This is a genomic window from Pseudomonas sp. H1_F01, from assembly GCF_054681425.1.
The window spans coordinates 2246635-2264450 of the sequence record NZ_CP162823.1 but is presented as its reverse complement, the minus strand read 5'-3'; the positions used below and the strand labels follow the sequence as shown (position 1 = coordinate 2264450).

2 protein-coding genes (1 of these 2 running past the window's edge) are annotated in these 17816 nt (G+C 64.4%); both read right to left on the bottom strand.

All coding sequences use genetic code 11. From position 1 onward, the window contains the following. Positions 1-5037 carry the 5' portion of a non-ribosomal peptide synthase/polyketide synthase gene (locus AB4O09_RS10480; protein ID WP_460108159.1) on the bottom strand. The gene continues 8682 nt to the left of window position 1, outside the view, so the window shows 5037 of its 13719 coding nt (coding positions 1-5037); its start codon is at positions 5035-5037; its stop codon lies beyond the left edge, outside the window. Beyond that, positions 5037-17816, bottom strand: coding sequence for a non-ribosomal peptide synthetase (locus tag AB4O09_RS10475; protein ID WP_460108157.1), 12780 nt, complete (start codon positions 17814-17816; stop codon positions 5037-5039). Before AB4O09_RS10475 ends, AB4O09_RS10480 begins: the two co-directional genes overlap by 1 nt.

Sequence of the window (17816 nt, the reverse complement as noted above, 5' to 3'; positions counted from 1 at the left end):
GGGCAACGCGTCCAGTAGATGGCGCTGGGTCAGCAGCAGGCCGATGCCACTGTCGTCGAACATATAGGCCAGGCGATCCCGTGGATATTCAGGGTCCAACGGTACGTAGGCACCGCCGGCCTTGAGAATCGCCAACAGCCCCAGGACCATTTCCACGGAACGCTCGACGGCGATACCCACCAGCACATCCGGGCCGACACCCTGATCGATCAACCTATGCGCCAACCGGTTGGCCCGGGCGTTGAGCTCGGTGTAGGTCAGGCGTTGCTCGCCGAAAACCAGCGCCGGGGCGTCCGGGGTCCGCGACACCTGCTCTTCGATCAAGCTGTGCACACTGCGATCGAGCGGGTATTGGACTGCCGTGGCGTTCCACTCCACCAGCATGCGCCGACGTTCGTCAGCGTCCAGTAGCGCCCACTGCGCAACAGGGCGATGCAGGTCCTGCACCAAGCCTTGCAACAGGTTGAGCCAATGCTGGCCCATGCGCTCGATGGTGGCCGGCTCGAACAGATCCGTGGCGTAGGTCAGGGCCGCGTGCAGGCCTTGGGCGCTGTCGCTGGTGTCCAGGCTCAGGTCGAACTGCGCGGTGCGCTGCGCCCAACCCATAGGCTCGATGGCCAGGTCCGGCAAGGCAGTTGTCAACGCCGTGTCGGTTTCGTTGCGATGGTTGAACATGGCCTGGAACAGCGGGCTGTGACTCAGGTTGCGTTGCGGCTGCAGGGCATCGACCAATTGCTCGAACGGCAGATCCTGGTGCATCTGCGCCGCCATGGCCGTCTGCTTGAGCTGTTGCAGCAAAGCGGCGCCGGTCAAGTCGCTGTGGAATTCGGCTCGCAGCACCTGGGTATTGACGAAAAACCCGATCAATCGCTCGGTTTCCAGGCGCTGGCGGTTGGCAATCGGCACCCCGACGCGAATGTCGGCCTGGCCGCTGTAACGGTGCAACAACGCTTGGAAGGAACCGAGCAACAGCACGAACAACGTGATGTTTTCCCGGCGGGCCAAGGCTTTGAGGGCGTCGTTCAACGCGCGATCGAGCACGACCGGCAACCGTGCGCCGCGCATGCTTTGCTGAGCCGGACGCGGATGGTCGGTGGGCAGTTCCAGCAGCGGCTGTTCATCGCCCAGTTGTTCGGTCCAGTAGGCCAGTTGCCGGTCCCGTTCACCGGCAGCCATCCATTGCCGCTGCCAGACGGCGTAGTCGGCGTATTGCACCGCCAGGGCTGGCAACTGCGCGGACTGGCCCTGGATGAACGCCGAGTACAGGCTCATCAGGTCATCGACCATCACCTGCAACGACCAGGCGTCGGCAACGATGTGATGCAGAGTCAGCACCAGGATGTGCTCTTGCTCGCTCAGCGCCAGCAGGCCGACGCGCAACAGCGCATCGTTCAGCAGATCGAACGGGCGTTGCGTCTGCTGCTCGATAAATGCCTGGATACCGGCCTCGTCATCCACCGCCAGACGCTGCTCGACGAAGTCGACCTGCCCCTGGGCACGCATCACCTGACAGGTCCGGCCATCGTCTTCGACGAAGGCGGTGCGCAAACTTTCGTGACGCTCCAGCAGCGCTGCAAAGCTTTGACGCAGGGCGCCTGTATCCAGCGCACCGCGCAGCCGCAGCGCCGTCGGAATATTGTAGGCGGCGCTGTCGGGGTCCATTTTCCACAGGAACCATTGGCGTTCCTGGGCAAAGGACAATGGCAACGGCTTGTCACGAGGTACCGGCACCAGCGCCAACGGTTGTTCACCGTGGCCGGCGTCGAGGGCCTGCACAAAATCCTGCAACGTGCTGTGTTCGAACAGACTGCGCAACGGCACCTCGATATCCAGCGCCCGACGGACCCTCGACACCACTTGGGTCACCAGCAACGAATGTCCGCCCAACTCGAAGAAGTTGTCCACAAGCCCGACACGCTCGAGCTTGAGTACCTCCTGCCAGATCGCCGCCACCTGTTGCTCACGCGCACTGCCGGGCGCCACATAGGCACGTTGCAACTCGCTGGCATCCGGGGCCGGCAACGCCTTGCGATCGACCTTGCCGTTGGGCGTCAACGGCAGTTGCGCGAGGAACAGCAGATGCGCCGGCACCATGTATTCCGGCAATTGCGCCTTGAGCGCGGTTTTGAGCGCGGTGCGCAATGAGGCCTCGGCATCCGCTTGTGGCACTGCGTCAATGGGCACTACATAGCCCACCAGTTGCGCGCCGGTCGGGCCTTCATGAGCCACCACCACGGTTTCCCGCACACTGGCCTGGGCCAGCAGCGCCGCTTCGATTTCCCCCAGTTCGATGCGCAAGCCGCGGATCTTGACCTGATGGTCGATACGGCCGATGTACTCCACTACGCCTTCAGCCCGATAGCGGGTCAGGTCACCGGTGCGGTACAGGCGCTCGCCCGTTGTGGAGAACGGGTCCGGCACAAAGCGTTCGGCCGTCAGGGCCGGACGCTGGAAGTAACCGCGGGCCAGTCCGTCGCCACCGATCAGCAATTCACCCGGCGCGCCAGGCGGGTTGAGCGTCAGGTCGCTGCCGACGATGTACAGCGCCGTGTTGTCCAGGGGTTGGCCAAGGAACGGACGGCTGTTTTCAGGGCTCAGCGGATGCACCGCCGACCAGATCGTGGTTTCGGTCGGGCCATAGAGGTTCCAGACCTTCGGTGAAAGCGCCAGCAGCCGTTGCGCCAACTCAAGGGGCAACGCCTCGCCGCCGCACAGGAAGGTGCGACCTGCCAGCAGCGCAGATTGTTCATGATCCAGCAACATGCGCCAGCTCGAAGGGGTGGCTTGCAGCACCGTCACGTCGTGCCGTTCGATCAGCGCCAGCACCGCCTGCGGATCCTGGTGTACGTTTTGGCCGGTCAGCACCACGCTGGCCCCGGTCGACAGCGGCCCGTAGATCTCCAAGCCAAAAATATCGAAGGAAAAGGTGGTCAGCGACAGCATGCGATCGCTGGCCGTGAGGCCTGGCTGGGCGATCATGCTGGAAACGAAATTGCTCAGCGCGCCATGGCGCACCATCACCCCCTTGGGTTTGCCGGTGGAGCCGGAGGTGTAGATCACGTAAGCCAAGTGTTCGGCGCTCAGCGCCACCGCCGGGCAGCTGCGCGGGGCCTCCTGCAGGGCAGCATCCGGCTGATCCAGCAACAGGGTTTCGAGCGTTGCCGGGATCGGTAATCGAGCCTGCAAACGGGCCTGGGTCAGCAGCAGTTCGATACCGCTGTCCTGGATCATGTAGGCCAGGCGATCCTCAGGGTACGCCGGGTCCAGTGGCACGTAGGCGCCGCCGGCCTTGAGGATCGCCAGCAGGCCGATAATCATCTCGGCGCTGCGCTCCACCGCAATCCCCACCGGCTGGTCAGGCGTCACGCCCAGGACAATCAAGCGGTGGGCGAGCTGGTTGGCGCGTGCATCCAACTGCCCGTAGGTCAGGGCCTGCCCATCGATCGTCAGCGCCAGCGCATCGGGGCTGAGGCGGGCCTGTTCGGCGATGCGCTGGTGCACGCACCCGGCCTCGACGCCATGCTCAACCACGCGAAACCAGTCTTGCTGCATCAGGCGCTGTTGCGTGGCATCGAGCAACGGCAACTCGCCGATACGTTGCTGCGGTGCATCGACGATGCCTTGCAGCAGGTTCTGCCAGTGACGGGCCAGGCGTTCGATGGTCTGTGGTTCGAAGAGATCGGTGGCGTAGGTCAGCTCCGCGAGCACACCCTGCCCGGTTTCATACGTGCCCAAGGTCAAATCGAACTGGGCGGTGTGCCCTTCCCACACCAGGTCCTCGATGCTCAGCTGCGGCAATTGCATCTGCCGGTCCTGGGTGTCGCTGGCGGTCTGGTGGTTGAACATGACCTGGAAGATCGGGCTGTGACTGAGGCTGCGCTCCGGCTGCAGGGCCTCGATCAACTGTTCGAACGGCAGGTCCTGATGAGCCTGGGCGGCCATGGCCGACTGCTTGACCTGGGCGAGCAGGCGGTCGAACGGCAATTGCCCATCGACATCGGCGCTGAGCACCTGGGTGTTGACGAAAAAGCCGATCAGGCCCTCGGTTTCGACCCGGTTGCGGTTGGCCACCGGCACGCCGACACGGATCTGCGGCTGGCCGCTGTAGCGGTGCAGCAAGGCCTGGAACGAGGCCAGCAACACCATGAACAGGCTGGCCCCTTCGCGCTGGGCCAGTTGCTTGAGCGCGGCGCCCAGTTCCGGCGCCAGGTTCAAGTCCAGGCGTGCACCACGAAAGCTCTGCACGGGTGGGCGCGGATGATCCAGCGGCAACTCCAGCACCGGCTGTTCGCGGCCCAGGGTCTGGACCCAATAGGCCAATTGTCGCTCGCGCTCACCGGCTTCGAGCCAGTGGCGCTGCCAGATCGCATAGTCGGCGTACTGCACGGTCAGTTCCGGCAAGACCAGGGACTGGCCGGCGGTGTCGGCGGCGTAATGGCGCACCAGTTCGTCCACCAGCACCTGCATCGACCAGCCATCGGAAATGATGTGGTGCTGGATCAGCACCAGCACGTGGTCGTCCTCGGCGATGTTCAACAGCGAAACCCGCAGCAACGGCCCTTGGCGCAGGTCGAATGGGCGCGCGCTCTCGCGCTCGACGAACGCCTTGATGCTGTCGTCCTGGCTGAGCGGCGAACCGACGGGCAACGCCTCGACCGTGATGCGCAGGGGCATTTGCCGGTGAATGACCTGCACGGTCTGCTCGCCGTTCTCGATGAAGGTGGTGCGCAAGCTCTCGTGGCGCTCGACCAGGGCGTTGAAGCTGCGCTCCAGGGCCGCTACGTCCAGCCGTCCTTTGAGGCGCAAGGCACTGGGGATGTGGTAGGCCGAGCTGTGGGGGTCCATCTGCCACAGGAACCACTGGCGCTCCTGGGCATAGGACAGCGCGATCTGTTCGAACCCGGAGCGGACCTCGGGGATCGGCAGATTGGCCGGCGAGACGCCCTCTTCGAGCATCTTTTCCAGGTAGAGCTTACGTTTGTCCAGCGGCAGAGTGATAAAGCGCTTGGCAATCCTCAAAGCAACACTCTTGTCCATCAGACTTCCTCCATTTCATCAAGCAGGGCTTCCAGCTTGTTCAGTTTCTGTTCATCGATCGGCCCGTCCCCGGTGTCGAGTTGCGCGACAAATTCCCCCAGGACGGGGTGCTGGAAAATCAGTTGCGGGGTCAGCGTCAACCCCAGTTCGAGCGCCATGCGCGAGACGGCATTGACCGCCAGCAGTGAATGGCCGCCCAGCTCGAAGAAGTGATCGTTCAAACCCACGCGTTCCACCGTGAGCACCTGGGCCCAGATCGCCGCGACCTGCTGTTCAAGTGCACTGGCCGGGGCGACATAACCGGCCTGCAACAGACCGGTCTCCACCGCCGGCAAGGCCTTGCGGTCGAGCTTGCCGTTGGGGGTCAGGGGCAGTTGTTCGAGGAACAGCAGGTGCGCCGGGATCATGTAGTCCGGCAGGTGTTCGCGCAGGGCCGCCTTGAGTTCATCGCGCAGGGCGCGTTGGGCTTCGGTGGCATTCAGGTTCAGCGTCGGGACGACCACGTAGGCCACCAGTTGCTGACCGCCCGGGGCGTCCTGGGCCAGGACCGCCACGTCACGCACCTCGGGCTGTTGCAGCAGCCGCGCTTCGATTTCCCCTAGCTCGATACGGAAGCCGCGGATCTTCACTTGATGGTCGATACGGCCCTGGTATTCGAGCACGCCATCGGCGCGGTAACGGCTCAAGTCCCCAGTGCGGTACAGGCGTTCGCCGGTTGTGGAGAACGGGTTGGGCACGTATTTTTCGGCGGTCATCGCCGCGCGGCCGAGGTAACCACGGGTGATGCCCGCGCCGCTCAGGTACAGCTCCGCCGAGACGCCTTGGGGCACTGGTTGCAGGTCGGCGTCGAGCAGGTAGCTGGCGGTGTGTTTGAGAGGCCGGCCGATGTTCGCCGTGCCGCCGGCGGTGCGGCGGGTCCAGGTGGAATAGGTGGTGTCTTCCGAGGGGCCATAAAGATCGTACACATGCTCGATCCCTTGTGGGAGTGAGCCTGTGGGAGCAAAGCCTGCAGGAGCAGAACCTGTGGAAGCGAGGCCTGTGGGAGCAAAGCTTGCTCGCGATGGCGGTAGGTCAGTCACACATGGGCCAGCCGATAGGATGCTATCGCGAGCAAGCTTTGCTCCCACAGGCTTTGCTCCCACAGATTCTGACTCTAGAGGCTTAGCTTGCACCGGCCCAATCCCACAGGGGGAATTCTGGTACAGCGCGTCCACCAGGCTTTGCTTCAGTGGCTCTCCAGCCAGGTTGATGATGCGCACGCTGGCCGGAATCTCATCGCTGCGCAGCAACGCGGCAATCGCCGAGGGCACGGTGTTGATCAGGCGCACCTGATCCCGGGCCGGCAGGTGCGGCAGTTCCAGGGCATTGCGCGCGATGATCAGCGAACCGCCGTTGGCCAGGGTCACGAACAACTCCCACACCGACAGATCGAAACACACCGACGTGGAGGCGAGTACACCCTGGATGTCATCGCGGCTGTAGACGGATTTGGACCAGTCGATCAGCGCCAGCACATTGCGATGGGCAATCGCCACGCCCTTGGGCTTGCCGGTGGAGCCGGAGGTGTAGATGACGTAGGCGAGGTTGTCTGGCGTGACGCTGCTGTGCGGTGCGCTCAATGGATAGCGTGAAAGATCGAGCTGGTCGAGCATCAGCACGGCGGTTTCAGCCGGCACGCTCAGCGTCGCCGCCACCGCTTGCTCAGTCAGCAACACCCGCGCACGGCTGTCGTCGAGCATGTAGGCCACGCGCTCGGCCGGGTAGTCCGGGTCCAACGGCACGTAGGCGCCACCGGCCTTGAGCACTGCCAGCAAGGCGATCAGCAGGTGTTCAGAACGCGGCATCGCCACGCCGACGCGCACTTCCGGGCCTACACCCAATTCGATGAGTTTATGGGCCAGGCGATTGGCGCGACCGTCGAGTTCGCTGTAGCTCAGTTGGGTGTTGGCGAAGGTCACCGCCAGGGCATCTGGCATGGCTTCAACTTGACGAGCAATCATCTGGTGGATGCACAGCCCTTGGTCGAACGGCGCGTCCAGCGGGTTCCAGTCATGGACCAGGCGCTGATGCTCATCGAACGCCAGCATCGACAGTTCACCCAGGCAGCGCTCGCCATGGGCCGTCATCTGGCCCAGCAACTGGGCCAGATGCGTTGCCAATCGCACCACGGTGGCGGGTTCGAAGCTCGCCCGCTGGTAGCTCATGTGCACCGACAATTGACGGTCCAGGCCCACCAGCAGCGTCAACGGGTAGTTGGTCTGTTCCTGGGTGAGCGGCGGACCAAAGCGCAGACCGTCCGGCGCGCCCTGCTCCAGGGCCTGGGCAATCGGATAGTTTTCGAATACCAACAGGCTGTCGAACAGCGCTTCCCCGCCCTGCCCGGCCCAGCGCTGGATGTCCAGCAACGCGGTGTGCTCGAATTCGCGCAGCGCCAGGTTTTGCGCCTGCACCGCTTGCAGCCAACTGTCCAGGGATTGCCCGGCCTGTGGGTTGGCGATCACCGGCAAGGTGTTGATGAACAGGCCGATCTGCTGTTCGATGCCCGGCAGGTCCGCCGGACGACCGGCCATCGTCGCGCCAAAAGCCACGGTGTCTTTGCCGGTGTAACGCTGCAACAGCAGCAGCCACGCGGCCTGCACCAGCGTGTTGACGGTGACTTTCGAGGCACGGGCGAAGGCTTCCAGACGCCGGGTCAGCGTCTCGTCCAGGACCTGCACATGGTCGCCATAACCGGCGCTGGCCGCCTGTGGTTTCGCCATGACGTCCGCCAGCCGTGTCGGCGTCTCCAAGCGTCGCAGCGCAGGCGTCCAGAACGCCTCGCTGGCGGCGACATCCTGGCGTTGCAGCCAGGCGATGTAATCCTGATAACGACTGCCATGAACGGTCACGGGCTGACCGCTGTAGCGTTGCAGCACTTCGCCGAGCAACTGCGAGTTGCTCCAGCCGTCCATCAGGATGTGATGGTGGGTGTAGATCAGGTGGTAGCGCTGCTCGTCGAGGCGCACGATCACCAGTCGCAACAGGGCCGGCGCACCCAGGTGCAGTTGCTGGCGTTCGCCATCGGCCAGGGCCTGCAAGCTCTGATCGCGCTGTGGATCGGCCCGCAGGTCATGCAAGCTGTAAGGCAGCGCCAGGTGTTTACTGACCACCTGCACCGGCCCCGGCAAATCCCCCTGCCAGACGAACCGCGTGCGCAGGATGTCATGGGCGTCCACCGTTGCCTGCCAAGCCTGGCGGAAGCGTTCCGGATCCAGCCCCTCGACGTCCAGGCGCAGTTGGTTGATGTAATCGCCGCTGACGTCACCGTAGACCGCATGGAACAACATCCCCTGCTGCATCGGCGACAGCGGATACAGGTCGGCGATCTGCGCCGTCGCCACCGGCAGCCCATCCAGTTGCTGCTGGTCCAGGCTCGCCAGGGGGAAGTCCGACGGCGTCACAGCGCAATGCCCGTCGTCACAGCAATGCTCGATCAGCCCTTGCAGCTCACGGGCGTAATCGTCGGCCAGGGCCTGGACGGTGGCTTCGTTGAACACCTCGCGGCTGAAGGTCCAACCCAGGTTCAGCTCGCCGCCGAACACCTGCCCGTTCAGGGCCAGGACATTGGACAGCGGCGCCTCGGCGTTCAGCTCATCGCCGGCCGACTCGCTGGCCGGCACGAACAAGGCGCCGTCGGCCTCATTGAAACTGGCGTCGAACTGGCCCAGGTAGTTGAACGTCAGGCACGGTGTCGGCAGGCGCGCCAAAGTCCCCCGCACCGCGTCATCGCCCAGATGGGCCAGGACCCCAAAGCCCAGGCCCTTGTTCGGAATCGCCCGCAGTTGTTCCTTGATCTGCTTGAGGGAATGCCCCAGGTCCGCCACCGGCGTGAGCCTGGCCGGGTACAGGCTGGTGAACCAACCGACGGTGCGGGTCAGGTCCACGTCTTCGAACAAGGCTTCACGGCCATGGCCTTCGAGCTGGATCAGCGCGCTGTCGGCGCCGGTCCAGCGCACCATGACCCGGGCCAATGCGGTGAGCAGCAGGTCATTGACCTGGGTGCGATAGGCCTTGGGCGCATCTTGCAGCAACTGGCGAGTCAGTGACGCATCGAGTCGGCTGCGCACGGTCAGCGCGAGACGGTTCTGCTGGCCTCCCTGTGGATTGTCCATCGGCAACTGCCCATCGACGCCATCGAGCTGCGCCTGCCAGTACGCCAGCTCTTCCTGCAACGGCGCGCTGCCGGCATAGCCTTGCAGGTGCTCGGCCCAGGCCCGTGCCGAAGTGGTTTTGGGCGGCAACTGCAAGGCCTGGTCGCTGGACAACTGACGGTAGGCGCTTTGCAGATCCTCGAACAGAATCCGCCACGACACGCCGTCCACCACCAGGTGGTGAATCACCAGCAACAGCCGCTGGCTGCCATCGGCCAGCGTCGCCAATACCGCGCGCAGCAGCGGCCCGTCTTGCAGGTCCAGGCTGCGTTGCGCTGCGTTGGCAAGGTTTGCCAGGGCCTGGGCATCTGGCACGTCCGCCAACCAGAGCAGGTCTTCGCCGTGGCTGGCTGGCGAACGGTAACGTGCCTGCCAACCCTCGCCCGCGTCGGTAAAGCTCAAACGCAGGCCATCGTGATGCACCACCAGCGCCTTCAAGGCGTGCTCCAGCACCCGCGCATCGAGTCCTTGTGTCGGCTTGAGCATCACCGCCTGGTTCCAGTGCTGACGCTGCGCGATCGCCTGTTCGAAGAACAGCCGTTGTACCGGCAACAGCGCTAACTCACCGGTGACCGGCCCTTGATCGACGGCTTGGGTGGTTTCGCCCAGACGTGCCACCGCCGCCAGCGCCTCGATGGTCTGGTGCTGGAACAAGTCCTTGGGGGTGAAATGGATGCCGGCCTGACGTGCACGGCTGACCACCTGGATCGAGACGATGGAGTCACCGCCCAGTTCGAAGAAATTGTCCCGCAGGCCCACTTGCGCGAGCTTGAGCACATCCTGCCAGATCGACACCAGTTGCTGTTCCAGCGTGCTGCGCGGCGCCATGTAGGTTTGCTGCAATTGACTGACGTCAGGCTTGGGCAGGTTCTTGCGGTCGAGCTTGCCGTTGGGGGTCAGCGGCAGGCGTTCGAGCACTAGCAAGTAGGCCGGGACCATGTGCGCCGGCAACGTCGCCTTGAGTTGTCCACGCAGGTGCTCGGCGAAACCCTCCCGCACCGGTTCATCGGCCACCACATAGGCGACCAGGCGCTTGCCGCTGCCAGCGGCGCCTTCCTGGGCCACCACCACCGATTCACGCACGCTGTCCAGGGCTTGCAGGCTGGCTTCGACTTCACCCAGTTCGATGCGGAAGCCGCGGATCTTCACCTGGTTGTCGATACGGTCCAGGTAATCGAAAGTGCCATCGGCGCGTTGGCGCACCAGGTCGCCGGTGCGGTAGAGCAAGCCGCCGCTGCAGCTGAACGGGTCGGCGACAAAGCGCTCGGCGGTCAGGCCCGGACGGTTCAGGTAACCCCGCGCCAGCCCGGTGCCACCCAGGTACAGTTCGCCGGCCATGCCCTGGGGCAGCAGGTTCAAGTCGGCGTCGAGCACGTAGGCGCTGCGGTCGCCGATGCGGCTGCCGATGGGTGCATAGGCGGCGCCACAGGTCACGTCACGACCGGCTTTCCAGATCAATGGGGTGACCACGGTTTCGGTCGGGCCATAGCCGTTGATGATGAAGTCCGGATCGAGGGCGCGCTTGACCCGTTCGAAGCTGGCGTTGGGCACCGCATCGCCGCCGAAGCAGTAGATGCGCACCTTCGGCGGGTTGCCCTCGCGCTCGGCGTGCTCGGCCAGTTGTTGCAGGTACACCGGCGGGAACGCCACTACCGTCACGCCGTGCTCGCGCATCGCGTTGTAGGTCTGTTCCGGGGTCCACAGGCTGTCGTCGCGAATCAGCAGCGAAGCACCGTGGGTCAGGCTGGTGAGCCAGCGCTCATGGGCACCGTCGAAGGCGAACGACATGAAATGGAATTCGCAATCACTGTCGCGCATCTCGTAGAGCTCGCCGATGGCCTGGCAGTGCATCGCCAGCGGACCATGGGCCACGCTGACACCTTTGGGGTTGCCGGTGGAACCGGAGGTGTAGATGACGTAGGCCAGGTTCTGCGGATCGATACGCACGGCTGGGGCGTTGCTCGGTTGCAGGCTCAGGTCCAGGCGATCGAGTTCCAGCAACTGGGCGGCGCCTGCCAGGGGCAACTGCGCCGACACTCGGGAGTCGGTGAGCAACAGCGCCAGCCCGGAATCTTCCATCAGGTACGCCAGGCGTTCGCGTGGGTAACTGGTGTCCAGCGGCACATAGGCCGCGCCAGCCTTGAGCACTGCCAGCAGCGCGACGATCACCCCTTCGCTGCGCGGCAGGGCCACACCAACGCGGGTTTCCGGCCCCACGCCACGGGCAATCAAGGCGTGGGCCAACTGGTTGGCGCGCCGGTCGATGTCGCCATAGCTGAAACGCTGGCCGTCGAAGATTACCGCCGTAGCCCGGGGCTTTTGCGCCGCCAGATGGGCGATGCGCTGATGCACGGCGATGTCGGTCGGGTACGGCTGCGCAAGGTTGGCGGCCTGTTGCCGGGCCTGTTCCTCGGCGCTGACCAGGGCGATTTGCCCCAGGTTGCGCACCGCCGACTCGGCGAAGCGTTCCAACAGCTGCAACAGATGCGCGCTGATGCCTTCGATGGCCGCAGGGCTGAAATGTGCCCGGTCAAAACTGTAGTGCAGCGCCAGGGTCTGGCCGAGGGTCACGGCCACGCTCAACGGGTAATGGGTTTGCTCCAGGTGAGTGACTTCGCCAAACACCGCGCCCTGCCCGGCACCTTCTGCCAGGGCCTGGGCAATCGGGTAGTTCTCGAACACCAGGATGTTGTCGAACAGCGCCTCGCCGCCCTGCCCGGCCCAGCGCTGGATGTCCGCCAATGGCGTGTGCTCGAATTCCCGCAAGCTGAGGTTCTGCGCCTGCACGGCTTGCAGCCAGGCACCGACCGACTGGTCCGGACGCGGCGCGGCGATCACCGGCAAGGTGTTGATGAACAGGCCAACCTGTTGCTCGATGCCCGGCAGATCCGCCGGACGCCCAGCCACGGTGGCACCGAAGGCGACGCTGTCATGGCCGGTGTAGCGTTGCAGCAGCAACAGCCACGCCGCTTGCACCAAGGTGTTGAGGGTGACTTTCTGTTGGCGGGCGAATTGTTCCAGGGCCTGGGTGCGAGAAGCGTCGAGGGTCTGGAAATGGTCGCCGTGGCCGCTGTGGATTTCGCCGACGGATATGACGCGCGCCAACCGTGTTGGCTCTTGCAGGGCTGCCAACTGGTCGGTCCAGAACGTCTCGCTCAGTTGAGCGTCCTGGCGTTGCAGCCAGGCGATGTAGTCGCGATAACGCCCGACATTGGCCTTGGGCAAGCGACCGCTGTAGCGCTGCAGGACTTCGCCGAGCAGTTGGGCGTTGCTCCAGCCGTCCATCAGGATGTGGTGATGGGTGTAGATCAGGTGCCAGCGCTCGGCCTCGGTCTGCACCAGCACCAGGCGCAGCAATGGCGCCTGGGTCAGATCGAAGCCCTGACGGCGCTCGGCCTCGGCGCGCTCATTCAAGGCCTCGGCGAGGTGATCGCGCCCGCGCCAATCGAGGGCCGTGAACGGCAACTCGACTTGTCGACGGACGATCTGCAACGGCTGCTCAAGGTCGCCCTGCCAGACAAAGCCGCTGCGCAAGATTTCGTGGGCGTCGAGGGTGGCCTGCCAGGCGTCAGCGAAGCGCTGGGCATCGATGCCCTGGACGTCCACCCGCAACTGGTTGATGTACTCCCCCGCCGCCTGCTCGTACAAAGTGTGGAACAGCAAGCCCTGCTGCATCGGTGACAGTGGATAAAGGTCGTCCAACTGCCCGGCGGGCACCGGCAGGCTGTCGAGTTGTGCCTGGCTGATGCGTGCCAGGGGAAAGTCCGATGGCGTGGCCTGCGGCGTTTCCAGCGCGCAGCAGTGTTCGATCAACGCACCCAGTTCGGCGAGGTAGTCAGCGGCCAGTGTCTCGATGGTCTGGTGCTTGAACATCCGCTCGCTGAAACCCCAGTTCAAGGACAGCTCACCGCCGTAGACCTGGCCTTCCACCGTCAACCAGTTCGCCAGCGGCGCCCGGGCATGTTGCGCCGCGCCACTGCCTTCGCTGGACGGCACGAACAGCGCGCCGTCGTCGAACTGCCGGTCGAACTGGCCCAGGTAGTTGAAGGTGATACGCGGTGCCGGCAAGGCCGCCAGTTCGGCACGCACTTCAGGTTTGCCCAGGTAGCGCAGCACGCCGTAGCCCAGGCCCTTGTCCGGGACGGCGCGCAGTTGTTCCTTGATGGCCTTGACCGAGGCACTCAACGCCGGCGCCGGGCTGAGGCTGACCGGGAACAGGCTGGTGAACCAACCGACGGTACGGGTCAAGTCAACGCCATCGAACAGGTCTTCGCGGCCATGGCCTTCGAGTTGGATCAGCGTGCTGCCCTGGCCGGTCCAGCGGCAGATCGTACGGGCCAGCGCGGTCAGCAGCAGGTCGTTGACCTGGGTGCGATAGGCCTTCGGCGCCTGCTGCAGCAGTTGACGGGTCTGTTCGGCGTCCAGGCGCACCTGGACCTTGCGCTCGTCACGGGCCTCCAGCAGCCGCTCGGGGTAATCACACGGCAAGCCGTTGCCCGCTGGCGCATTGCCCTGGGCGCGCCAGTAATCGAGGCTGTCCATGAAGCCATCGAGATGCCCGTGCAGGTGCGCGGCCCATTGCCCATAAGCGCTGGTTTTGGCCGGTACCTGGATCGCCTGACCGGCCTGCAATTGGCTGTAGAACTGTTGCAGATCGTCCAGCAAAACACGCCACGAAACACCGTCCACCACCAAGTGATGAATCGCCAGCAGCACGCGCTGGCTGCCATCGGCCATGTCCACCAGCAAGGCCCGCAGCAGCGGCCCGTCTTCCAGGTCGAGGCTGCGCTGGGCGTCGTCGCACAAGGCGTTGAGCTGTTCCACCGACGTCGCCTGGCGCTGCCACAACAGGCTGACCGCCGACGGCTCGGCATAGGCTTGCTGCCACTCTCCGTTCACTTGGATAAAGCGCAGGCGCAGGCTGTCGTGGTGCTCAGTCAAACGGGCCAGGGCCGATCCCAATGCCACGACGTCGAGGCGCTCGCCAGGCACCAGCAACAGCGACTGGTTCCAGTGTTGCCGCTCGGGAATGTCGCGCTCGAAGAACCAATGCTGCACCGGCGTCAACGGCACCGCGCCGCGCGCCAGGCCCTGATCGATCCCATGACTGTCACCCTGGCGCGCTACCAGTGCCAGGCTGCGCAGGGTCTGGTGTTGAAACAGCGATTTGGGATTGAGCACGATCCCGGCCTGCCGCGCACGGCTGACCACTTGCATGGAGACGATGGAGTCGCCGCCCAGCTCGAAGAAGTTGTCTTCCAGGCCGATGCTGTCGAGGTTCAGCACGTCCTGCCAGATCGCCGCGAGGGCTTTTTCCAGCGGACTGCTGGGCGCGACAAATTCGCGTTGCTGCTCGCTGCCATCAATGGCCGGCAATGCCTTGCGGTCGAGTTTGCCGTTGGGGGTCAGCGGCAGTTGCTCGAGGAACACCAGGTAGGCCGGCACCATGTAATCCGGCAGGTGTTCGCGCAGCGCGGCCTTGAGGGTTTCGCGCACTTGCACCTGGGCCTCGACCTGGGTCAGCACCGTGGCGTCGCTCGGGACGATGAAGGCCACCAGTTGCTGGCCGTGTTCGCCGTCCTGGGCCAGCACCGCCAGCTCGCGCACCTGGGGTTGTTGCAGCAGCCGCGCTTCGATTTCCCCCAGTTCGATACGGAAGCCGCGGATCTTTACCTGATGGTCGATGCGGCCGACGTACTGCAAATTGCCGTTGGCCTGATAACGGGTCAGGTCACCGGTGCGGTACAGGCGTTCGCCGGTTGTGGAGAACGGGTTGGGCACGTATTTTTCGGCGGTCATCGCCGCCCGACCGAGGTAACCACGGGTGATGCCCGCGCCGCTCAGGTACAGCTCCGCCGAGACGCCTTGGGGCACTGGTTGCAGGTCGGCGTCGAGCAGGTAGCTGGCGGTGTGTTTGAGAGGCCGGCCGATGTTCGCCGTGCCGCCGGCAGTGCGGCGGGTCCAGGTGGAATAGGTGGTGTCTTCCGAGGGGCCATAAAGGTCGTACACATGCTCGATCCCTTGTGGGAGTGAGCCTGTGGAAGCAAAACCTGCAAGAGTAGAACCTGCAAGAGCACTACCTGTGGAAGCAAGGCCTGTGGGAGCAAAGCTTGCTCGCGATGGCGGTAGGTCAGTCACACATGGGCCAGCCGATAGGATGCTATCGCGAGCAAGCTTTGCTCCCACAGGCACTGACTCCACAGGCTCTGCTGCCACAAGCTCAATCCCACAGGGGGAATTCTGGTACAGCGCGTCCACCAGGCTTTGCTTCAGTGGCTCTCCAGCCAGGTTGATGATGCGCACACTGGCCGGAATCTCATCGCTGCGCAACAACGCGGCAATCGCCGAGGGCACGGTGTTGATCAGGCGCACCTGATCCCGGGCCGGCAGGTGCGGCAGTTCCAGGGCATTGCGCGCGATGATCAGCGAACCGCCGTTGGCCAGGGTCACGAACAACTCCCACACCGACAGATCGAAACACACCGACGTGGAGGCGAGTACACCCTGGATGTCATCGCGGCTGTAGACGGATTTGGACCAGTCGATCAGCGCCAGCACATTGCGATGGGCAATCGCCACGCCCTTGGGCTTGCCGGTGGAGCCGGAGGTGTAGATGACGTAGGCGAGGTTGTCTGGCGTGACGCTGCTGTGCGGTGCGCTCAATGGATAGCGTGAAAGATCGAGCTGGTCGAGCATCAGCACGGCGGTTTCAGCCGGCACGCTCAGCGTCGCCGCCACCGCCTGTTCGGTCAGCAACACCCGCGCACAACTGTCGTCGAGCATGTAGGCCACGCGCTCAACCGGGTAATCCGGGTCCAACGGCACGTAGGCGCCACCGGCCTTGAGCACTGCCAGCAAGGCGATCAGCAGGTGTTCGGAACGCGACATCGCCACGCCGACGCGCACTTCCGGGCCTACACCCAGTTCGATGAGTTTATGGGCCAGGCGATTGGCGCGACCGTCGAGCTCGCTGTAGCTCAGTTGGGTGTTGGCGAAGGTCACCGCCAAGGCATCTGGCATGGCTTCAACTTGACGAGCAATCATCTGGTGGATGCACAGCCCTTGGTCGAACGGCGCGTCCACAGGGTTCCAGTCATGGATCAGGCGTTGGTACTCATCAGCTTCAAGCAACGGCAACTCAGCGACGAGCGCGCGGCTGTCGGCAACCATGCCTTGCAGCAGTCGCGTCCAGTGCCGGGCCATGCGCTCGACCGTGGCGGCGTCGAACAGATCGTTGGCATAGGTCAGCGCCGCGTGCAGCTTGCCGGCCTTTTCCCAGGTGTCGAGGGTCAGGTCGAACTGCGTGGTGCGGCTCTGCCATTCCAGCATCGACAACTCCAGCCCCGAGGCCGTGCGAATACTGGCGATGTCGGCCACTTGCGGCTGGTGGTTGTACATCACCTGGAACAGCGGTGTGTGGCTGAGGCTGCGCTCCAGTTTCAGGGCTTCCACCAACCGTTCGAACGGCAGGTCCTGATGGGCCTGGGCGCCGAGGGCCGCTTCCTTGACCGTGCGCAACAACTCATCGACACGGGTCTGGCCGCCGAGCTCGGTGCGCAATACCTGGGTGTTGACGAAGAAACCGATCAGCCCTTCGGTTTCCGCGCGGTTGCGGTTGGCGATGGGCACGCCGACGCGGATATCGGTGTGGCCGGTGTAGCGATGCAACAGTACGTTGAACGCGCCGAGCAGGAGCATGAACAGGGTGATGTTGTGCTGCTGGGCGGTGGTGCGCAGTTGCTCAGCTAGCGCCGGCTCCACGGCATACTCGAAACGCGTGCCGCGATAGCTGGGCATCGCCGGGCGCGGGTGATCGATGGGCAGTTCCAGCACGGGGTGTTCATCGCCCAGTTGCGCCTGCCAATACGCCAGTTGACGCGCCTGCTCACCGGCCTCCAGCCAGCGCCGCTGCCACAGGGCATAGTCGCTGTACTGGATCGGCAAGTCGGCCAGTTGCGGCGCCACGCCCGCTTCATGGGCGTCGTAGCAGCGGATGAACTCGTCGATCAGCACATTCATCGACCAGCCATCGGAGACGATGTGGTGCAAGGTCAGCAGCAGCACATGTTCCTGTTCATCGAGCGTGAGCAATTCGACCCGCAGCAAAGGGCCGCTGGACAAGTCGAAGGGCCGCATCGATTGTGCTTCGGCGGCCCGGCGCACCGCCTGCTCGCGTTCGGCAGCCGGCAAGGCACTGAAGTCCTTGCGCCCGATCGCCAGTGCCGTGCTGGAGGGCACTTGCAGGAGGCTGTCGTCGGCCTGGCGCTGGAACACCGTGCGCAGGGTTTCATGCCGGGCCACCAGGCTGGCGAAAGCTTGCTCCAGCGCCGGCAGGCTCAACGCGCCCTTGAGCCGCACCGCTCCCGGCAGGTTGTAGGCGCCACTGCCCGGCTCCAGTTGCCAGAGAAACCACATGCGCTGCTGGGCATAGGACAAGGCCTGGCGATCCTCGGCCTCGACGCCCTGGGGGATGGGAAAACCGCTGAACTCCACGCCCTCCTTGTCCAGCGCGGCCAGGAACATCCGGCGCTTTTCCAGGGGCAACCCGATAAACCGGCGAGCAAGTTTCAAGGCGTCTTCAGCATTCAT

What these genes read in the sequence shown, in the direction of transcription:
- AB4O09_RS10475 (WP_460108157.1), bottom strand. Translation starts at nt 17,816, where the DNA reads ATGAATGCTGAAGACGCCTTGAAACTTGCTCGCCGGTTTATCGGGTTG.